The sequence below is a fragment of the Aliarcobacter trophiarum LMG 25534 genome (genome assembly GCF_003355515.1).
GTDB classification, from domain to species: Bacteria; Campylobacterota; Campylobacteria; order Campylobacterales; family Arcobacteraceae; genus Aliarcobacter; species Aliarcobacter trophiarum.
The window spans coordinates 1243203-1261971 of sequence record NZ_CP031367.1; the positions used below are offsets into that span (position 1 = coordinate 1243203).

Sequence of the window (18769 nt, forward strand, 5' to 3'; positions counted from 1 at the left end):
GCTATCATTTTATCTAATATATGATTAAACCTTACTCTAATTCTGTAATATACCCTAGTTCATAAAGTTTATCAAAAATCCTACTAGCAACTCCACCAGTAGCACTTCCTCCTCCACCTCCGTGTTCTTGTACAATAGTTACTACATATTTTGGATTTTTATATGGACCATATGCTGTAATCCAAGCATGTGATCTTTGAAAATACTCCAATTCACTCTCTTTCATCCTTACTTTTTCACTTTGAGGAATTGATACAACTTGAGCTGTTCCTGTTTTTGCAGCTATTTTTACTTTTGAGTTTATATATCTTCTAGCTGTTCCAGATGGTGAGTTTGCAACATCAAACATACCTTCTTGCATAAGTTTTATATGCTCTTTTTTAAAATCCAACTCTTTTGGTTCCTCATAAGCCTCTTTTGCAAAATGTGGTTTTGGAAGTTTTCCACTTGCAAAAAATGCTGTAAATCTTGCAATTTGAAGAGGGGTTGTAAGCATATTTCCTTGACCAATAGAGCTAATAACAGTTTCACCAATATACCAAGGTTTTTTTAATCTTTGTTCTTTCCACTCTTTATTTGGATTAATTCCTATAAATTCATTGTGTAGATCTACTCCTGTTTTTTGTCCAAAACCTAATTTATCTAAGGTTGCAGACATCTTTCCAATTCCTATTTTTAAGCTCCCTTTATAATAAAAATCATCACAACTTTGCTCAATTGAACTTCTAAATCCTATATGTCCATGACCTGTAGTTTTCCAACATCTGAAATTTCTATTTCCTATTGGTAAAGACCCACTACATTGAACTGTAAATTTATCACTTATTCCATTTTCCAAAAAAGATAGTGCAACTCCCATTTTTACAACAGAGCCTGGAGGATAAAGACCATTTATAATCTTATTTGTAAATGGATGATTAAAATCATTTCTCATAATATTCCACTCATCTTGAGTAATTCCTCTTGCAAAAAGGTTACTATCATATTCAGGAAAAGATGCAGCTGCTAATATCTCACCATTATTTGCGTCCATAACTATAACTGAACCTGCTCTATCAATAAATAGCTCTTGAATATATTTTTGAAGATTAACATCTATTGTAATTCTTACATTGTTATCATTTGAGGGCTCTTTTTCATCTATAATTTCAATCTCTTTATTTAAAGCATTCACTTTTGTATCTTTAAAGCCCAATGTTCCTTGAAGCTTATCATTATAGTATCTCTCAATTCCACTTTTCCCTACAACTCCACTATATTTTGCAATTTCATTATTTGCAACATCTAATTTTGAAGCTCTACTTACATACCCAATAACATGTGCTGCTAACTCTTTGTGCGGATAATATCTTTTTGAAGATGATTCAACTCTTATATCCTCTTGTGTTGCCAAAAATGTATATCTTGAAAAAATATCCTCATAAGGAACATAATCTATAATTTTTATAAACTCATGATTATATGGTGAGTCTTCTCTTAAATAATCTTTTATTAGTTTATTTTTATCATATTGAGGAAACTGTTCTACAACAATATCAATAAGTTTTTCTAATTTCTCTCTATATTTATCAGCCCTTAAATGTGGTTTTATAAGGATTGAAAAACCTATTTGGTTTAATGCCAAAGGCTCACCATTTCTATCTTCTATAACCCCTCTTGTAGGTGCTAAATATGTCTTTTTTATATAGTTATTTTTTGATAACTCTTCATAATATGTATTTGATTTAATAGATAAGAAATATACTCTTGAAAGTAAAACTACTGCAATAAATCCAACAAATATATATATGAAAGTTAATCTATAATTCATAAAAATATTCCAACTAAGATTAAATCTATCATTAAATTTATAATTAGAATATAACTAAAGAATGATTCAAAATTAAAAAAAACATACCATATAATTCCTAAAACAAAATAGAAAAAAAGTATATTTAAAAGTATACTTATTTGATTTTGCTCATATCTTGGAATAATAAAAAGATATATAAAATATGACAACAAAGAGAGTGAAAATGGTTTTAAACCCATATTTAACTCAATAAATAAAAAGGAGAGAACGACTAAAGCAAAAGAGTAGTAATACTTTTGTTTTAATGTTCTATAAAAAACAGTTGAAAGAACTCCAGCAAATAAAATAACTACAAAATGAGTAGATGCTAAAAAATTTATACTAACAGAAAAAAGTAGCAAAAATATTAGAAAAACTGGATTATCTATACTATTTCTTACCATAATACTTCCTAGATGTTAAACAAATCTTTTGGATCTATATGAGCACTATCTTTTGTAACTTGAAAGGTTAAATTTTGATTTACTCTTCCAACCACACTACCTTTTTGTACCCATTTACCAACAACTAAAGTTGGAGCAATATCATCTAAGTGTGAATAAACCGTATGAATTCCACCTTCGTGTTGAATAATTACAACGTTTTCAAGCATTCCAGCATTTTTCTTTGCATAAACAACTTTCCCATTTAAAACTGCTACCACTTTTGAATCTCTCTCATTTGATTGCAAAACAACAGATTCATTAAAAAGTTTTATTTTGTAAACAGGGTCATAATATGTTCCAAAATTTTTTACAATTTTAAATGATTTTAAAGGAGCTATTGTCTTTACCCCTTTATATTTTACAATTTGAACTCCATCTGTTGAAGAACCAATTTTTTTAACATCAAGATCCAAATCTTTTGCATATTTCTGATTTCTTACATTTGTTGTTTGTACTTGCTGATTATCTGCTACTTTTTGTTCTTGTGCTTTTCTTAGCTCTTGCTGTTTTACAATTTTTAAATCAGATAGTATTTTGTTTAAAGAGTCTTGTTGCTCTATAACTTTTTTTAGCTCAGCTTGATAGAGTTTATGCTCCTTTTCTAAAGTTGCCAAAGAGTTTGTATGCTTAATTTGCAGAGCTTTATAGTTTTCTTTAGTCTTTAGCCTATCTTTTATATAACTATTTAGTTTATTTATCTCTTGTTGATTCGCTTTTGTATTTTCTGTTAATCTATTATAATTTTCATTTAGCTTTAAAACTTTTTGTTTTGCATTTGTTGAGAGAAGATTAAACATCTCATTATCTATAAGTTCTTGTAGAGACTCTTTTGAAGCTAGTTGTAGTGCTAAAGATGTAGAAAATTGTTCTACTATTGTATTTATTATCTCCTCTTCACTACTATTTTTCTCTTTTATTAAATCACTTGATTTAGTTTGAAGCTCATTTAATTTTGTTTGAGAACTTTCTAAAAGTTTTTGATGTTGTTCTATATCTTCATTTATTTTTATAATATCCTCTTCAAGCTTTGATAAATTTGTATTTGAAACCTCTATTTTATCAGCTATCTCTTTTATTTTAACAGTTGCACTATCTTTTGTTTTTTTACTACTTTCTAAGCTTTTTTGATTTTGTTCAATTTTTTTATCTATTGCTGAAGCAAAGATAAAATTTATAGCTAAAAATAGAGTAAAAATAGATTTAATCATTGTTTATCTTATATTTAAAAAGTACACCAAAAATAGTAAATACAGAGATACAAAAAGATAGAATAAAGATTTTTAAAATCTCTATCTCAACATTTATATTTACATTAACTATCTCTTGTAACTCTAATGGAAAAAGTAGTTCAATATTGCTTGATACATATATCAAAAAAAGAGAAGAGATTAAAAAAGCCATAAAGGAGCTTATTAATGCATATTTTAATACAGAAGATGCACTATAAATAATAGAGGCACCATGAAGCCTTAAAATAGAGATTTTTATATTATGTTCATGAAACCAAAGCTTTATCTGTTTTGCAATAATTATAATTGCAAAAATTGTAATTATAAAAAACAGTATAAAAGAAACACTATTTAAAATAAGTAGCAATAAATATATTTGATTGTGATTTTTATAAAAAACCTCCACATTTTTTACATCTTTATTTGAAAGTAGAGTCTTTTTAATAACTTCTAATTCACTACTTGTAGGAAAAATTTCAAGATATATTTGATAAAAATATGGCAATTTTTGCCTTAAAAGCTCAATTGAGTTATCAGATAAATTTGATTTAATATTTTCAATTATCTTCTCATTTGGTAAGAGTTGAATATTTTCAACTTTTATTCCAGCTAACTCATTTAAAGACTCTTTTTTTATAGGACTTGTTGCAACCAAAACAATACTATAATCTCTTGATATTTTCTTTTTATAGTTATCTACAATATTATCAATAATTAAGAATATACAAAAAGTAATAAGCATTGCTAAAAGCGGTACAAAAAAGGCAAAAATGGCTTTAAGAGACTTCATAAATAATCCCATCTTCTATTGAGAGTTGTCTGAAATTTATTCCTAAATTCTTTGGAACTCTATGAGTAACTACAACAACTGTAATTCCTAGTTGTTCATTTGCACCTTTTAGTAAATTCCAAACTACATCAGCATTAAAATCATCTAAATTACCTGTTGGCTCATCTGCAATAATAATTTTTGGATTATGTGCCAAAGCTCTTGCAACTGCCACTCTTTGTTGCTCTCCACCACTTAATTGATTTGGATAAAAACCTTTTCTATGAGATAGTTTTACATGCTTTAAAAGATTATCAGCTTGAAGTCTTGAAACTTCATCTGAATAGTTATTTATCTTAAGAGGAATCATAATATTTTCTTCAATAGTATAATCATTTATAAGTTTATAGTCTTGAAAAATAACACCAATATCTTTTCTTAAGTATCTAAGATTATTCCCTTTTATTTTAAAAACCTCTTGATTTGCTATTTTTAAACTTCCATGCTTTATTGGAATATCTCCATAAAAAGATTTTAAAAGTGTTGATTTTCCACTTCCAGAGTTTCCACCAATAAATACAAATTCTCTCTCTTTTATAGAGAAATTTCCTCTTTTAATTATATACTTATTGCTATCATAAGTAAGATATAAGTCCTTTGCATTTATCATTTAGCCAAAATCTCTTTTAATTTTTTATCAGCTTCTATATTTGAGCTAGTAGGAAGTGGTTCACCTTGATAATAAGAGATTTTTCCATCTATTACTAAAAGATATTTAGTAATTGGTCTATCAAAATTTCCCATAGTAACTTTAATAAGACCTGAATTATCTCTATTTAATATCTTATAAAACTCCTCAATGTGTACAAAAAAGTTTTTAATTATAAGAGCTTTTGAAAAAACATTTTTTATAAAATTATCAAAATTTATAGAAAAATCAAAACCAAAATCATAATTAATCTCTCTTTTTTTATCTTCTCTTTGAGAAGTTAAAATTACATCATAGATATTTTTACCTTGTTTTTTCCATCTATCTTCATATTTACTAATAACTTCTAAATCCCTATTTACATCGATTTTAATCGAAGCTTTATCTAAATTTGTTAGTAAATCTACACAAAAATCAAAATAGTTTCTACTATCTGTTCTTAGTTCCAAAGTTCCATCAACTTTTAAAACTCTTAAAGCCTCAAAGATAAACTCATTTGAATATATTCTTCTATGTGGTTTCTTATCCCAAGGAACTGGAAAATGTACAAAAATTTTTCCCACTTGATTTGACTCTACAAACTCCATAAAAAGTCTTGCATCATAATTTACAACTAAAACATTTGTAATATTTTGAAGTTCCAACTGTTTTAAAAGTTGCTCAATAGAAGGATAATGTATTTCAAGACCTATAAACTGTATATTTGGATTTTGTTTTGCTTGGTGCAATAAATGTCTTCCACTTCCAAAACCAATCTCAATTTGAATCTCTTTATCACTTTTAAAATCTTCTACAAAAAAATCAATATCCTTTAGATATCTATTTTCTTGCTCTTTTTTCTCTTTTAAATTTGTAGTATTTTTAAATACAATTTTTGATTTATTTTCCAAAACATAAGAGTTTAAAGCATCTTTTATATATGAAACAGGTGATATTCTTGTTGTTTTATCTGATTTTATTAAGTAATTATCATCTTTCTCTTTTATTCCTAACAAAAAATCCACATTTCTATTTTTTGTTGCTATTTTATACTCAATCTTTCTATTTTTATCTTCTGGATGATAAGATACTGCTGTAAATAAAAACTCAATCTCTCCTTTTTTTAATGGAGTTTCAAGTAAATTATTTTTTTCAAAAACTATATGAGGCATACTATATTCTTGTATTAGGAAGAGTTAGTTTTGCCTCATCACTTTTTGCAGAAAGAACACCAAATTCATCTATTGCTTGAACACTATAGTAGTAATCAACTCCTTGTACAATATCATGGTCTTCAAATCTTAAAGTAGTTATATTATTAAATTTTACTGTATCTGAAAAAAGCCAATATTTTTTCACTCTTTTGTAAACATTATAAGATGTTGTTCTATTATCTCCTGCTTGCCAATTCAATATAGCTTTGTTTCCTTGTATCTGAGCTAAAGTTAATATTGGTTTTGAAGGAGGAGCTAGTGTTATACCTTTTGTAGAATCAACATCTGAAGTACTTTCAAGATTATCTTTATCAACTGCTAAAACTTTGTAGTAGTACTCCTTTTTATCAGCATTTATCTCATCTGTATATTCTAAAGTATCTGAGTTTACAGCTGCTATATTACTATATCCAAAAGATTGGTAGCTACTTCTATAAATTCTATATTGAACTACATCAGATGTTGGTGAAGCACTCCATGTTATATATACTTTTTTTGGAATATTATTTGAACTTCTTACATTTGTTGGTGAAATAGGAAGTGGTTTTGTTTTTGCTTCTAATACTTTTGTAGGAGCTGATTCAACATCGCTAAAAGAGAAAGCTTTTATTCTATACTTATATGTAGTATTGTTATCTAAGCCTGTATCTATAAACTCTGCACTTAATCTATTTTCTATCTTAGAAGCAGATGCCCAAACCCACTCTTTCAAAAATGTATTATACTTTTCAACTCTATAGTAACTAACTCTAGGATCAGGATGTGGTTGCCAAACTAATTTTACTTTTTTTGGAAGATTTGATATAGCTTGTGCAAAACTAACAGCAACAATTCTAGGGAGTGTTTCAACTATATAAGCTTGTGTTGTAGCTGATTCGCTACCATCATTTAATCTAGCAGAGATTTGATAAGCATATCTTGTTTTTGGCTCTAAACCTTTATCTACATAATGTGTTACATATCTACTATCTGTTGCTTTGATTAGCTTTAAAGTATTTCCACCTTGATCTAGTTCTGTTCTATAAAAATTATACCCTACAACTCTATGGTCATCAATCTTTTGCCACTCAAAACCAATTGAATTCATATCTGGAATAGATTTTATTGAAGAGTAATCTACCGTTTGGAAATTTTGATTAACCTTTGGTGAAGTTGTTGTACTTAAGCTATCTAAAACATTTGAACAACCACTAATTATTAAAATTAAAATACTCAAAGAGGCTAGAAGTCTCAATTTTTTCATATATTCTCTCCTTATCAAAATTACTTTCACAAAAATCTTGCATATCTTTTGGAAGTTTTGCAGTAAAGCTCATCTTCTTTTTTGTCCTAGGATGAGTAAATACTAAGCAAAATCCATGCAAAAAAAATCCATTGATATTATCAAAATTGCCCTTAAATCCATATAAAACATCTCCTAAAATATGTCTATTTATATTATTTAAATGAACTCTTATTTGATGTGTTCTTCCAGTAAAAAGCTTACAAGCTATTAGTTCATATTTTGAATTATTACTAAGTTCGATTTTACAAAAAGAGGTTCTTGCATATCTTCCATCTTTTTGTATAGCCATTTTAAGCCTATTATTTGGATTTCTAGCTATTGGTGCTTCTACTTCAATATTATCTTTTAAAGGCAAATCAATTACTGCTAAGTAATACCGTCCTGCTTCTCTTCTTTCTAGCTGTTTTGATATTTCAATATGAGCTTCATTTGTTTTTGCTACTATTAAAATACCACTAGTTCCTTTATCCAATCTATGTACAATTCCATGTCTCTCTTCTCCACTTATAGTTGATAAACTTATATTTTGAAGTTTCAACCAATCAACCAAAGTAGCATCTTTTACACTAGGAGCATCGTGAACTGTAAGCCCTCGTGGCTTATTAATAATTAAAATATCACTATCTTCATAGATTATCTCTATCTCTTTATCTTTTAGTGAATCTTTTATAAATTCACTATCTTTCTTATCAAATGTTTTTGCTTCTGGGAAAAAAACATCTATTTGCTGATTTAATTTTAGTTTTAAGCCATTTTTATTTGTAGTTTTTCCATCTACTTTTACAAACTCTTTTTCAATTAGTTGCTCGATTTGATTCCTTGAAGCATCTATTTTTAAGCTTAAAAACTTATCTAATCTAATCTCTTCATCTACAATAAAATTTTTATACATATTATGCTACTCTTTCTTTATGCGTTTACTTGATAAAAGAATTATGTCACATTTTGATTATTTAATTTTAATCTTTATAGCTCCTTTGATAATACTCTCTTATGTATTAATAGAAGAGGCAAATGAGGCATTAGCAAGTAAACAAGTTTTTTATTATAGTGTATCTTTATTTATATTTCTTTTAGTTTTTATGCTTCCAATTAGAAAGAATTTAAGGTTAGTACCTATTTTATACTGGCTTGGTGTTTTTTTATTAATTTTAGTTGAATTTATTGGAGTTACAAAGTTAGGAGCAAAAAGATGGATACATATTCCACTTTTTGATACAACTATTCAACCATCAGAGATAGTAAAACCAATATATATATTAATGTTAGGTTACTTAATTCAGAGAAAACCACCACCAATTGGTGGATATGGATTAAAAGATTTTGGATATTTTTCAATATATATTTTTATACCATTCATTTTAATAGCAAAAGAGCCAGACCTAGGAACTGCTCTTGTTATGCTTCTTTTAGGATATGGAATACTTTTTATAATTGGTGTAAATTGGAAGATATGGTTAGGAATTGGCTTTATTTTATCTATATTTTTACCATTTTCATACAATTATGTTATGAAAGATTATCAAAAAAAAAGAGTTCATGATTTTATAGTAGCAGAAAAGCCTAGTTACCATGTCCAGCAAAGTATTATAGCTATTGGTTCAGGAGGACTTACTGGAAAAAAGAGTGAAGATGCAACTCAAACTCAACTTAAGTTTTTACCAATTGCTACAAGCGATTTTATTTTTGCTTTTTTAGTAGAAAGGCATGGTTTTTTAGGGGCTTTTGGATTAATTCTTTTATATGTAATTATAATTTTACACCTATTTACAATAAACTATTTTTTTAAAACAGATTTTGTAGTAAAAGCCTTTTCTTCAGGTCTAGCCTTACTTATCTTTTTAAATATGAGTATAAATATTTTGATGGTTATTGGTTTTGCTCCAGTTGTTGGTATTCCTTTACCTCTTTTTTCTTATGGGGGAAGCTCTTTTATAAACTTTATTATAACTTTTGCAATTTTAGAAAATCTTATAGCTTTTAGATATATGGATATGTATAATTATGAAAGAAAGATGTAGTATTTAATAATTTCTATAAAATACTTTAAATCTAAGTTTTGTTGGTTCACTAGGCTTTGGATACTCTTTATATGCTATTTGTATTAACTCTAAAGAGTAATCATCTAAAATAGTATATCCACTTGAATTAATTATTTTAAGACCACTAATATCTCCATTTGGATGAAACATAAACTCTATAATATTAATCCCACCTATTCCTAATTTTGAAGCTAATTTTGGATAACCCATACGATTTAAAACTCTTTGTGTAATTACTTGAAAATTATTTAAGTTTTTTTCTAAATATGCTTTTTGAACCTTTGTAAAATTATCATACTCTTTTCCATAAAGTTGTTGTAACTCATTTAAAACCTCTTGATTTATAGGGGACTTTTGAGATAAAAATTTTTCTAAAGTATTTTCTTGAAACGTGCTACTCTCTTTTAAGATATCTTTTTGTACTTTTTTTGCATTGTTTATATCTATCTGTTTTTTACTATTTGTATCTTTTGTAACAACTTTGGGACTATCTATCTCTTTTGTCTTTTTAGGGCTTACTTTTTCTATTTTTTGCTCAACTTTTTTTTCTACTACAGATTTTTGCTCTATTTGTGGTAAAGTTTCAATAGCTTTAATATTTTGCTCTTGTTGTGGTCTATCTTCTACTAATTTAACAAACTTAATATCACTTTTTTCAGAATGCTCTTTCTCTTTTGGTTCAATATCCTCTTTTATAAAACTATAGTTTAAAAATAGCAAAATATGTAGCAACAGTGATATTAAAAAGGCTAAGTATAGTTTTTTCATTGGTCGAATTATAGTAAAAAAATTATTGAATTTGGTTAAAATTTCATTAAAGTAATCTTTGTATCATTTTAAAACTAAAAAGGAGCAATAAATGGGAGTTTTTAATGAAAAAAGAAGCCTAAATTTAAGGGTTTGGCACTGGCTTAATTCAATAGCAATTATAGGTTTAATCTTTACATGTATATTTAGAAGTACTTGGTTTAATAAGAATGATAATGCCTTAATTATTCAAAATAAGTTAAGTGAATTTGGTTTATCTCTTACAAATGAAAATGCTGTAGTTATTGCAAAACTTTTAAGATCAGAGATGTGGAACTGGCACTATATCTTTGGTTTTATTCTAGTTTTTTTGATTATTTTTAGACTTTTTGCATTTTTAAGTAGAAGTGAAACTGGAATTTTAACAAAAATAAAAGAGAGCAAGAATATTCATCAAAAAGGTGCAAAAATTATGCACTTACTCTTTTATATAGTTACTTTTCTTGTTTGTTTAACAGGAGTTTTACTATATTTTAGAGATGATTTAAACTTAGCCAAAAGTTTTGTTGGCTTTATGAAAGATATGCATAAACAATCTTTTTTCTTCTATCTATTTTTTATAGCTACTCATCTTTTTGGAGTTATAGTAGCTGAAACTACAACGGATAAAGGATTAATTAGTGAGATGTTTAATGGTGGGAAATAATAAAATAGGCTTTAACGCCTATTTTAAATTAATTCAATAAACTTAACAAAGTTACTCTTTAATGATATTAAATCTACAAAACCCTCAATCTTTATAAAAACTTACAAAATTTATACAAACCTAAAAATACTCTAATAAACTATTGCTTATATAGTTTATTGTAGAATATTTAAAATTTAAATAAATCAAGATTAGGAAAAAATATGTTTAAAAAATCTATAAAAGCCTACAAAGAAGCTTGTGAAGTAATTCCAGGAGGAGTAGATTCCCCTGTTAGAGCATTTAAAAGTGTAGGTGGAACTCCTCCGTTTATCAAAAAAGGAGAAGGTGCCTATCTATTTGATATTGACGGAAATGCTTATGTAGATTTTGTTCAAAGTTGGGGACCTCTTATTTTTGGACATTGCGATAAAGATATTGAAAAAGCTGTTATTAAAACTGTAAAAAAAGGTTTAAGCTTTGGTGCTCCAACTCTTCTTGAGACAGAATTAGCACAAGAGATAGTTTCTATGTATAAAAATATAGATAAAATTAGATTTGTAAGCTCTGGAACAGAAGCTACTATGAGTGCTATTAGACTTGCAAGAGGTGTTACAAATAAAAATGATATTGTAAAGTTTGAAGGGTGTTATCATGGACATAGTGATTCTCTTTTAGTTCAAGCCGGAAGTGGAATGGCAACTTTTGGAAGTCCAAGTAGCCCTGGTGTTCCAGCAGATTTGACAAAACATACTCTTTTATGTGAATACAACAATATATCTCAACTTGAAAAATGTTTTGAAGAGAGTAGCGACATAGCTTGTATAATTATTGAACCAATTGCTGGGAATATGGGATTAGTTCCTGCTACAAACGAGTTTTTAGAAAAATGTAGAGAGCTTTGCAATAAACATGGAGCACTATTGATTTTTGATGAAGTTATGAGTGGATTTAGAGCATCTTTAAAAGGAGCTAGTGGAATTTTAAATATACAAGCTGATATCTTAACTTTTGGAAAGGTAATAGGAGCGGGAATGCCAGTAGGTGCTTTTGCAGCAAGTAAAGAAATTATGAGCCACTTATCACCTGAAGGAAAAATTTATCAAGCAGGAACTCTAAGTGGTAACCCTGTTGCTATGGCAGCAGGATTAGAGAGTCTTAAAAAATTAAAAGCAAATCCAAAAATCTATGAAGATTTAAGTAAAAAAGCTATAAAACTTGTAAATGGTCTAAAAGAAGTAGCTACTAAAAATGGTATAGCTCTTCAAGTAAATACAAGAGGAAGTATGTTTGGATTTTTCTTTTGCGAAGAGGAGCCAAAAAACTTTAAAGAGGTAGGAAAATGTAATTTTGAAAGGTTTGCAACTTTCCATAGAGAGATGCTAAAACATGGTTTTTACTTTGCTTGTAGCCAATATGAAGCTGGATTTATATGTACAAAAATTACAAATAAAATGATAGAAAATTGTATAAAAACAGCAGATAAAGTTATGAAAGGTTTAAAAAACAATGCATAGTTTTAAAGGTGTTGAATTAATAAAAAAAGCAAATATCTATTTTGATGGAAATGTTACAAGTAGAACATTTATAGATACAGACGGAAGTAAAAAATCTCTTGGAATTATGATGAAAGGAGAGTATCTCTTTGGTACTGTTGAAGCTGAAATAATGGAGATTATTGAAGGTCATGTTGAAGTAAAACTAAAAGGCGAAAAAGAGTGGAAAACATATAGAAGTGGAAGCTCATTTGAAGTTGTTGCAAACTCTAGCTTTGATATAAAAGTATTAGAAATAACTGATTACTTTTGTAGCTATATAAAATAGATTGGAGTATTTATGGAAGAGAGAAAAGATACTAAGCCAAAACATAGAGATAAGATTGAAGCTTTAGATAGTTTATCTGTTGGAATTTCTATGGTTGCCGCTATTGTAATAGGGGTTGGAATAGGTTTGGCTTTAAAACACTTTACAGGATATACATGGACACTTTGGTTAGGTGTTTTTTGGGGTATTGCTGCAGCTGGCTTAAATGTTTATAAAGCATATAAAAGAGCTCAAAAAGTGTATGAAGGTATGGAAAATGATCCAAGATATGCACATAGAGCAAAATATGGTGATAAATCTTTTGATGATGAAGATAAGTAAGCAAACTGTAAATTTTGCAAAGGTTTTTATATTTTTAAATCTTTGTTTAACTATATATGCCCTACTCTTTCAAAATAGTGTTTGGCTTTTAAATATTCAAGTTGCATTCTTTTCATCTTTATTTGTAACTCTTGCCTCTTTCTTATCTTATAAAAAAAATATACAAAATAGATTATCTTCTTATGATGAAAAACAAAAAAACTCAATTGAAGATAGAGATAAAATTGATGAAATAGATGACCCTTTTGATTTATATAGTGAATATGAAGAGGTTCCTAAAGAGCAATTGTCACCTGAAAAAATCAAAGAGATAATAGATGAAGAGAGAAAAAGAGTGAAGCAAAATAGCTTTAAAAATACTCTTTTTAGCGCTGGTGGTTTTATCTCAATTTATAGAGTTTTGGGATATGGAATTTTAATTTTTGGTTTTTTTGCATTAAATAACAATAAAATTCTTATTCCTATTGCTTTTATTACTGGACTTAGTATTGTTCCTATTGGAGTTTTATTTACTAAATTTTTGAACAAATAGAGTAAAGATTTTATCCCAATTTTTCTATTATATAAAATTGGGATATAGATATTAATTTTTTTCTAAAGATTTATAAAACTCTTCAAACTCTTTTGCTTTTATTGGTTTAGAAAAATAGTAACCTTGATATAAATTACAATCTATAGATTTTAGATACTCAACTTGCTCTTGTTGCTCTACCCCTTCAGCTACTATTTTCATATGTAATGCCTGTCCCATTTTTACAATAGTTTCAATAAATACTTTTCCTTGTTCATTAAAAGAGTCATCAATAAAAGATTTATCTATTTTTAAATAATCAATAGGGTATTTTTTAAGATAAGATAAAGATGAATATCCTGTTCCAAAATCATCTAATGAAATACTAATACCAAACTTATTTAATTTTCTAAGAGTCGCATATACACTATTATTTTGGTCAATCAAAATATATTCAGTTAGTTCTAAAATAATTCTATTTGGCTCTATTTTTTTACTATTTATTTTATCTATTAAATTTTTTGCAAAATTATTTTGTAAAAACTGTTTAGCTGAAATATTTATAGACATCACTATATCTATACCTTTACTTTTCCAATCTAAATATTGATTTAATGCCTCTTCTACTATCCAATCTCCCAATTCTAGAATAAAATCATTCTCTTCAGCAAGAGGAATAAAATCAGAAGGGGGAATAAACCCTTTTTCCTTATCAATCCATCTAATTAGTGCTTCTACTCCTATTATTTTTGAATCTTTTAGGCAAACTTTTGGTTGGTAAAATAATTTATAATCACCATTTTTAAGAGCTGTTCGCATCTCTTTATTTAAGTTAATCACTTTTAAGATAGCTTCATTTAAATCTTTTGTAAAAAAATGATATCTATTTCTACCATGTTTTTTTGCTTCATACATGGCTATATCTGCACTTTTCATTAAAGATACATGATCTTCTCCATCTTGTGGGAAAATTGCTATTCCAACACTACAAGTTGTCTCAACAGGGTGAGTTTGAATAACCCAAGGTTTTGCTAGTTGTTTTTGTATTCTTTTTATAATATTTGTCAATTCAACAGTAGTTTTATAATCTTGAATAATTAATACAAACTCATCACCTCCTACTCTTGCAATAAAATCATTTGGTCTTAACACTTGTTTTAATATAGTTGATATCTTTTGTAATAATTCATCACCAATATTATGACCCAAAGAGTCATTTATAGTTTTAAAGTGGTCTAAATCTAAAAATAAAAAAGCAAACTCCACTTTCTTTCTTTTTGCAGTTGGAATTAATCTATCTAAAAACTCTTGTAGAGAGTTTCTATTTGCTAAACCGCTTAATGAATCTGTTCTTGCCATTAAAAAAAACTCTTTTTTCTCATTTTCTAATCGTGAAAAAGAATCAACCATAGAGTGTCTAATAGACTCTAACTCTTTTATTTTAAAAGCTTTTGGAATTTTAGTGTTATAGTATGCCAATTGTCTCAGTTTTTCAAGAGGAATAGTAATATATTTTCTAAAAATATAGTACATAATTAAAACCAAGAATATAGGTAAAATTCCGAAATATACAAAAAACTCATATCTATTTTTTACAAAATAGGTATTTATATACTCTTTATCAATTAAAAATACTAAATCTAACTTTTTTAATCTATTCTGTTCATAGTAGTTAATATCTTCTTGAATATAAGATATTTCTGATAACTTTTCACTATATGTTTTTATATTAGTTAAGCTACTATTTCTCTCTATAGATACTACTTTTGGATCTGTTGTAAGTAAAAGTTCATTATCATCAAAAACCAAAATTGCCTTTACAAATTGGCTATTTGCAGCAACATTACCTAAAAGTGCCATATAAAGTAATATATCATCTTTTTTTTCTATAGTTTTTGATATTGTATAAGCTTTCTCTTTTACTTCATTTTCCATTGTAGTAAATATAACTTTTGAAGTATTCTCCACTTGATTTTTAAAATAGTATATAAATATAGAACTTAATATAAAAATCACTACTAGAATAAGGGTTAAAACAAATCTTTGAATTGTAAAAATCACAATAGATCCTTTATTGGGAAATTATGCTCTTTTAAGTTGAGCAGAATATTTTGATTTGGATTATTATTCAACCATTTAATATTTGAGATACTATTTGTAAACTCTTCATAAGTAATCCCAAAGAGATAAACTTTTATTAGTTCATAATATTGCTTTGGATCTTTTTCTATCTCAGAAATTGCAATATTTACTATCTTCTTAAGCTCTTTTAACTCATCTTTATATTTAACTAAAATATCATTTGTAGTAAACATGGCATCAATTATTAATAAATCTTTATTATCATTTGTACTCTCTAAAGTTATTAAACCTCTTTTTTCCAAAGCAATATTATATGGATTATATGTAACTACAATAGTAGGATTTGTGAACTCTTTTAAATTTGCAATAAAAGATTGATCTTTATTTATATAATTAAAGTATTTTGTCTCTAATTTATATTTAGATATAAACTCTTCAAATACAATAGAGTTAATAGAACTAAGTTCTAAATATACATCTATTTTATTTCTCTCTTCATAAAGCTCTTGTAGTGTTTTGTTAGACATAACAACATCCCCACCATCTGACTTATTTAATAACATTATTGGAACAACTTGACTGTTTTTCATAGAACTCATTTTATACTCATATTGTGTACCCAAAAATATATCTGCATGATTTGAATTAAAAGTATAAAGACTCTCACTTAAAGAGACTACGCTTAAAAGTTCAATATTTAAGTTATCTAAAAGCCCTTTTTCTTTTGCATAGAATAATGGTGTATAACCTATCCAGTTAGATGTAACAATCTTTAATTTCTCTTTTTTATCTTCACCACATGATGTAAAAAATATAATTGATATCAAACTTACCAAAATAACTCTAATCATAAAACTCTCTCCTTAATTTATAGATTAATCCTTTTATTTTTTATTCAAGACTTGTGGCAACTCTTATAGTATTCTAAGATAAGAAAAATTCTTGCTTAATTCTTCTCCTTATATTTAAGCTTTAGCTTTAAGAGATTTAAGATCTCTTAAAAGCTTTCCCACTCATCACTATTAGAGTTATCTTTAATCTCTTTTACTTTAGAAGTGTTTGTATTTTGATTTGGTTTTACTGTCTTTTTAGCTGTAGAGTTTATTATATGCTCTTTTACCTCTTTCTTTAATCCTATCTCTTTAGCTTTTACCTCACTCTTACCTACAAACTCTTTTTGATTAGCATCTTCTACTATTAGTTTTGCTATCTCATCTGTACTTAGAGCAATATCATGTGATTGACTAGCTATCATAGCATTTTGTTGTGTCTGTTGGTCTAATTGATTTACTGCATCATTTATCTGTTCAATCCCTAATAGTTGCTCTTTTGAAGCATTCTCTATATCAGATATTAAATTCATTGTTGAAGAGATATTTGTATTTAAGTTTTTATATCCATCTATCATATTTGTAGCAATAGTTTTTCCTTCATTAGCTTTTACTGTTGCTCTTTCTACTATCTCTTTTATCTCTTTTGCAGCTTCTGCACTTCTTGTTGCTAGATTTCTTACCTCTTGTGCAACAACTGCAAACCCTTTTCCTGCTTCCCCTGCTGTTGCTGCTTCTACTGCTGCATTTAGTGAAAGAATATTTGTTTGAAATGCTATATTATCAATTACTCCTATTGCCTCATTTACAAGATTTACTTGTGTATTTATCTCATCCATTGCAGTTGTTGTCTGATTTGCCATAGCTTGTCCTTCATTTACTGCTTTTGTAACACCATTTGAAAGATGTGACATCTTTGCAATACTCTCTGTATTATTTCTTATATTTGAAGTTATCTCTTCTAATGCTGCTGCTGTCTCTTCTAGTGATGCTGCTGCTTCATTTGAACTTAAGTTTAATTTATCAACATTTGATAGAAGAATTTTTGAACTATCTTCTAGTGTTAAACCATTTGCCTTATTTTCACAAAGCATTGAAGTAATAGAATCTCCTAAAGAATTTATTCCATTAGCCAAACCTAAAAGTTGCTCTTTTAAACCTTTTGTTGAAACTCTACCTACATAGTTATATGAAGAGTATTTCTCAAGAACATCTAAAATATTTTCAATATTTTTCTCTAAAACATCCCCCATACCATTTATCACTGTTGAAAGTTGCATTAAAGCTGGATTTTCTACTTTTGTATCTAATCTTTTACATAAATCACCTTGCTCAAACTCTCCTAAAACCTCTATAGTTTCACTAATTAATTTTCTATCCTCTTCTATACCTTTTTTAGTCTTTATAATATTCTCATTTACAACTTTTGACATCTGTCCAAACTCATCTTTTGAACTATCATCTAAAAGCTCACTATCTTTTTCCTCTCTATTTAAGTATGCAAAAAAACCTAAAAGTCCATCTTTAAATCTATTTACAGAATTTAAAATATTATTTGCTACAAAAGTTGAAATAGCTACAAAGAGAATTGAAGCAAATATTAAAATAATAGCAAGATTAGTGTCAAGGTTACTATATGCCTCTTTTTCTAACTCTACAGCTGAACTATTTATCTCATAAAGTTTATCTTCCATCTCTAAACCTATATTTGCCATTTTTGTAATACTATCTTTTAGTGTTTCACTCTCTATTTCTATACCATTTTGTGTATTTTGTATTTTCTCTTTAGAAAAAGATTTAAAAAGTTCTGCATATTTATCTACTAAAATCAATGATTGATTCGCTAAATCTATATTTTTTTGGTTAGAAAAATCTTTTTTAGTATCTACTAGACTATTTTCAAGATATTTCATATTTTCATCAACTATGTTTTCAGTTTCACTATTTGGATTTCTAAGAAACTGGTAAACAGATATTCTAGTCTTTGCAATATCTAAAACAAACTTCTCACTTGCTTGTGCCGCTGCATTTCTTTTATGGGCAATATCTATAAAGTATAAATATATACAACTTGAAGCAATTACTATTGCAATAAATAATATTGGGAAAAAGTATAACTTTTTTCTTGTGTTTAAATTTTTAAACATGATTTTTCTACTCCTAATGATTCTTGTAAATTTTGTATTGTCTGTTTTTGCTAATAATTTTAGCTTATAAAGTTTATCTCAAATATATTTTTTGTCGAAACGACTTTAAAATTATCTT

Annotated in this window: 18 protein-coding genes; 6 read left to right on the forward strand and 12 right to left on the reverse strand. The window is 27.3% G+C overall.

The window, feature by feature from the left end; all coding sequences use genetic code 11:
* Window positions 1-31: 31 nt before the first annotated feature.
* The 8 genes from mrdA to ATR_RS06460 are packed head-to-tail and all read right to left on the reverse strand — an operon-like array spanning window position 32 to window position 8354.
* Window positions 32-1810, reverse strand: coding sequence for a penicillin-binding protein 2 (gene mrdA, locus ATR_RS06425; protein WP_115428650.1), 1779 nt, complete (start codon window positions 1808-1810; stop codon window positions 32-34).
* Window positions 1807-2235, reverse strand: coding sequence for a hypothetical protein (locus ATR_RS06430; protein WP_115428651.1), 429 nt, complete (start codon window positions 2233-2235; stop codon window positions 1807-1809). Before ATR_RS06430 ends, mrdA begins: the two co-directional genes overlap by 4 nt.
* Before the next feature lie 8 nt (window positions 2236-2243).
* Complete coding sequence (locus ATR_RS06435; protein WP_115428652.1) at window positions 2244-3485, reverse strand: murein hydrolase activator EnvC family protein; 1242 nt, start codon at window positions 3483-3485, stop codon at window positions 2244-2246.
* Window positions 3478-4296: an FtsX-like permease family protein gene (locus tag ATR_RS06440; RefSeq protein ID WP_115429441.1), complete on the reverse strand. Its 819-nt coding sequence runs from the start codon at window positions 4294-4296 to the stop codon at window positions 3478-3480. Before ATR_RS06440 ends, ATR_RS06435 begins: the two co-directional genes overlap by 8 nt.
* Window positions 4283-4945 (reverse strand): cell division ATP-binding protein FtsE, encoded by a 663-nt coding sequence (locus ATR_RS06445; RefSeq protein ID WP_115428653.1) that lies wholly within the window; start codon window positions 4943-4945, stop codon window positions 4283-4285. Before ATR_RS06445 ends, ATR_RS06440 begins: the two co-directional genes overlap by 14 nt.
* A complete protein-coding gene (gene trmB, locus ATR_RS06450; RefSeq protein WP_115428654.1) occupies window positions 4942-6135 on the reverse strand; it encodes a tRNA (guanosine(46)-N7)-methyltransferase TrmB in 1194 nt (397 codons plus the stop codon). The genes ATR_RS06445 and trmB overlap by 4 nt, the downstream gene beginning before the upstream one ends.
* A 1-nt stretch (window position 6136) precedes the next feature.
* Window positions 6137-7420: a fibronectin type III domain-containing protein gene (locus tag ATR_RS06455; RefSeq protein WP_115428655.1), complete on the reverse strand. Its 1284-nt coding sequence runs from the start codon at window positions 7418-7420 to the stop codon at window positions 6137-6139.
* Window positions 7368-8354 (reverse strand): RluA family pseudouridine synthase, encoded by a 987-nt coding sequence (locus tag ATR_RS06460; RefSeq protein WP_115428656.1) that lies wholly within the window; start codon window positions 8352-8354, stop codon window positions 7368-7370. The genes ATR_RS06455 and ATR_RS06460 overlap by 53 nt, the downstream gene beginning before the upstream one ends.
* A 19-nt stretch (window positions 8355-8373) precedes the next feature.
* Here ATR_RS06460 and ATR_RS06465 point away from each other — a divergent pair, with 19 nt between their 5' ends.
* Entirely contained in the window at window positions 8374-9483 is a 1110-nt protein-coding gene (locus tag ATR_RS06465; RefSeq protein WP_115428657.1) for an FtsW/RodA/SpoVE family cell cycle protein, read from the forward strand.
* Between the two features lie 3 nt (window positions 9484-9486).
* Here ATR_RS06465 and ATR_RS06470 read toward each other — a convergent pair whose 3' ends face one another.
* Window positions 9487-10272, reverse strand: a complete 786-nt coding sequence (locus ATR_RS06470; RefSeq protein ID WP_115428658.1) for an energy transducer TonB — start codon at window positions 10270-10272, stop codon at window positions 9487-9489.
* Between the two features lie 91 nt (window positions 10273-10363).
* On the opposite strand from ATR_RS06470, the gene ATR_RS06475 reads away from it, so the two are divergent.
* From ATR_RS06475 to ATR_RS06495, 5 genes are all read left to right on the forward strand, one after another.
* Window positions 10364-10957, forward strand: a complete 594-nt coding sequence (locus tag ATR_RS06475; protein ID WP_115428659.1) for a cytochrome b/b6 domain-containing protein — start codon at window positions 10364-10366, stop codon at window positions 10955-10957.
* A 203-nt stretch (window positions 10958-11160) separates the two neighbouring features.
* A complete protein-coding gene (gene hemL, locus ATR_RS06480; protein WP_115428660.1) occupies window positions 11161-12453 on the forward strand; it encodes a glutamate-1-semialdehyde 2,1-aminomutase in 1293 nt (430 codons plus the stop codon).
* The gene (gene ppnP, locus ATR_RS06485; protein ID WP_115428661.1) at window positions 12446-12760 is read left to right on the forward strand and encodes a pyrimidine/purine nucleoside phosphorylase; all 315 of its coding nucleotides are present in this window, start codon (window positions 12446-12448) and stop codon (window positions 12758-12760) included. The genes hemL and ppnP overlap by 8 nt, the downstream gene beginning before the upstream one ends.
* A 12-nt stretch (window positions 12761-12772) precedes the next feature.
* Window positions 12773-13081 carry an AtpZ/AtpI family protein gene (locus ATR_RS06490; RefSeq protein ID WP_115428662.1) on the forward strand — a complete coding sequence of 103 codons (309 nt, stop codon included), beginning with the start codon at window positions 12773-12775 and terminating at the stop codon, window positions 13079-13081.
* On the forward strand, window positions 13017-13613 hold the full coding sequence (locus ATR_RS06495; protein ID WP_228254207.1) for a hypothetical protein: 597 nt from the start codon (window positions 13017-13019) through the stop codon (window positions 13611-13613). Before ATR_RS06490 ends, ATR_RS06495 begins: the two co-directional genes overlap by 65 nt.
* A gap of 51 nt (window positions 13614-13664) precedes the next feature.
* On the opposite strand, the gene ATR_RS06500 is transcribed toward ATR_RS06495, so the two are convergent.
* The 3 genes from ATR_RS06500 to ATR_RS06510 all read right to left on the reverse strand — a co-directional run bounded on the left by ATR_RS06500 (window position 13665) and on the right by ATR_RS06510 (window position 18651).
* Window positions 13665-15653, reverse strand: a complete 1989-nt coding sequence (locus ATR_RS06500; RefSeq protein WP_115428664.1) for a putative bifunctional diguanylate cyclase/phosphodiesterase — start codon at window positions 15651-15653, stop codon at window positions 13665-13667.
* Window positions 15650-16525: an ABC transporter substrate-binding protein gene (locus ATR_RS06505; RefSeq protein WP_115428665.1), complete on the reverse strand. Its 876-nt coding sequence runs from the start codon at window positions 16523-16525 to the stop codon at window positions 15650-15652. Before ATR_RS06505 ends, ATR_RS06500 begins: the two co-directional genes overlap by 4 nt.
* A 146-nt stretch (window positions 16526-16671) precedes the next feature.
* Window positions 16672-18651, reverse strand: coding sequence for a methyl-accepting chemotaxis protein (locus ATR_RS06510; RefSeq protein WP_115428666.1), 1980 nt, complete (start codon window positions 18649-18651; stop codon window positions 16672-16674).
* Window positions 18652-18769 lie beyond the last annotated feature (118 nt).

What these genes read in the sequence shown, in the direction of transcription:
- ATR_RS06430 (WP_115428651.1), bottom strand. Translation starts at nt 2,235, where the DNA reads ATGGTAAGAAATAGTATAGATAATCCAGTTTTTCTAATATTTTTGCTA.
- hemL (WP_115428660.1), top strand. Translation starts at nt 11,161, where the DNA reads ATGTTTAAAAAATCTATAAAAGCCTACAAAGAAGCTTGTGAAGTAATT.
- ATR_RS06475 (WP_115428659.1), top strand. Translation starts at nt 10,364, where the DNA reads ATGGGAGTTTTTAATGAAAAAAGAAGCCTAAATTTAAGGGTTTGGCAC.
- mrdA (WP_115428650.1), bottom strand. Translation starts at nt 1,810, where the DNA reads ATGAATTATAGATTAACTTTCATATATATATTTGTTGGATTTATTGCA.
- ATR_RS06440 (WP_115429441.1), bottom strand. Translation starts at nt 4,296, where the DNA reads ATGAAGTCTCTTAAAGCCATTTTTGCCTTTTTTGTACCGCTTTTAGCA.
- ATR_RS06455 (WP_115428655.1), bottom strand. Translation starts at nt 7,420, where the DNA reads ATGAAAAAATTGAGACTTCTAGCCTCTTTGAGTATTTTAATTTTAATA.
- ATR_RS06460 (WP_115428656.1), bottom strand. Translation starts at nt 8,354, where the DNA reads ATGTATAAAAATTTTATTGTAGATGAAGAGATTAGATTAGATAAGTTT.
- ATR_RS06465 (WP_115428657.1), top strand. Translation starts at nt 8,374, where the DNA reads ATGCGTTTACTTGATAAAAGAATTATGTCACATTTTGATTATTTAATT.
- trmB (WP_115428654.1), bottom strand. Translation starts at nt 6,135, where the DNA reads ATGCCTCATATAGTTTTTGAAAAAAATAATTTACTTGAAACTCCATTA.
- ATR_RS06505 (WP_115428665.1), bottom strand. Translation starts at nt 16,525, where the DNA reads ATGATTAGAGTTATTTTGGTAAGTTTGATATCAATTATATTTTTTACA.
- ATR_RS06490 (WP_115428662.1), top strand. Translation starts at nt 12,773, where the DNA reads ATGGAAGAGAGAAAAGATACTAAGCCAAAACATAGAGATAAGATTGAA.
- ATR_RS06445 (WP_115428653.1), bottom strand. Translation starts at nt 4,945, where the DNA reads ATGATAAATGCAAAGGACTTATATCTTACTTATGATAGCAATAAGTAT.
- ATR_RS06495 (WP_228254207.1), top strand. Translation starts at nt 13,017, where the DNA reads ATGATCCAAGATATGCACATAGAGCAAAATATGGTGATAAATCTTTTG.
- ATR_RS06435 (WP_115428652.1), bottom strand. Translation starts at nt 3,485, where the DNA reads ATGATTAAATCTATTTTTACTCTATTTTTAGCTATAAATTTTATCTTT.
- ATR_RS06510 (WP_115428666.1), bottom strand. Translation starts at nt 18,651, where the DNA reads ATGTTTAAAAATTTAAACACAAGAAAAAAGTTATACTTTTTCCCAATA.
- ATR_RS06470 (WP_115428658.1), bottom strand. Translation starts at nt 10,272, where the DNA reads ATGAAAAAACTATACTTAGCCTTTTTAATATCACTGTTGCTACATATT.
- ppnP (WP_115428661.1), top strand. Translation starts at nt 12,446, where the DNA reads ATGCATAGTTTTAAAGGTGTTGAATTAATAAAAAAAGCAAATATCTAT.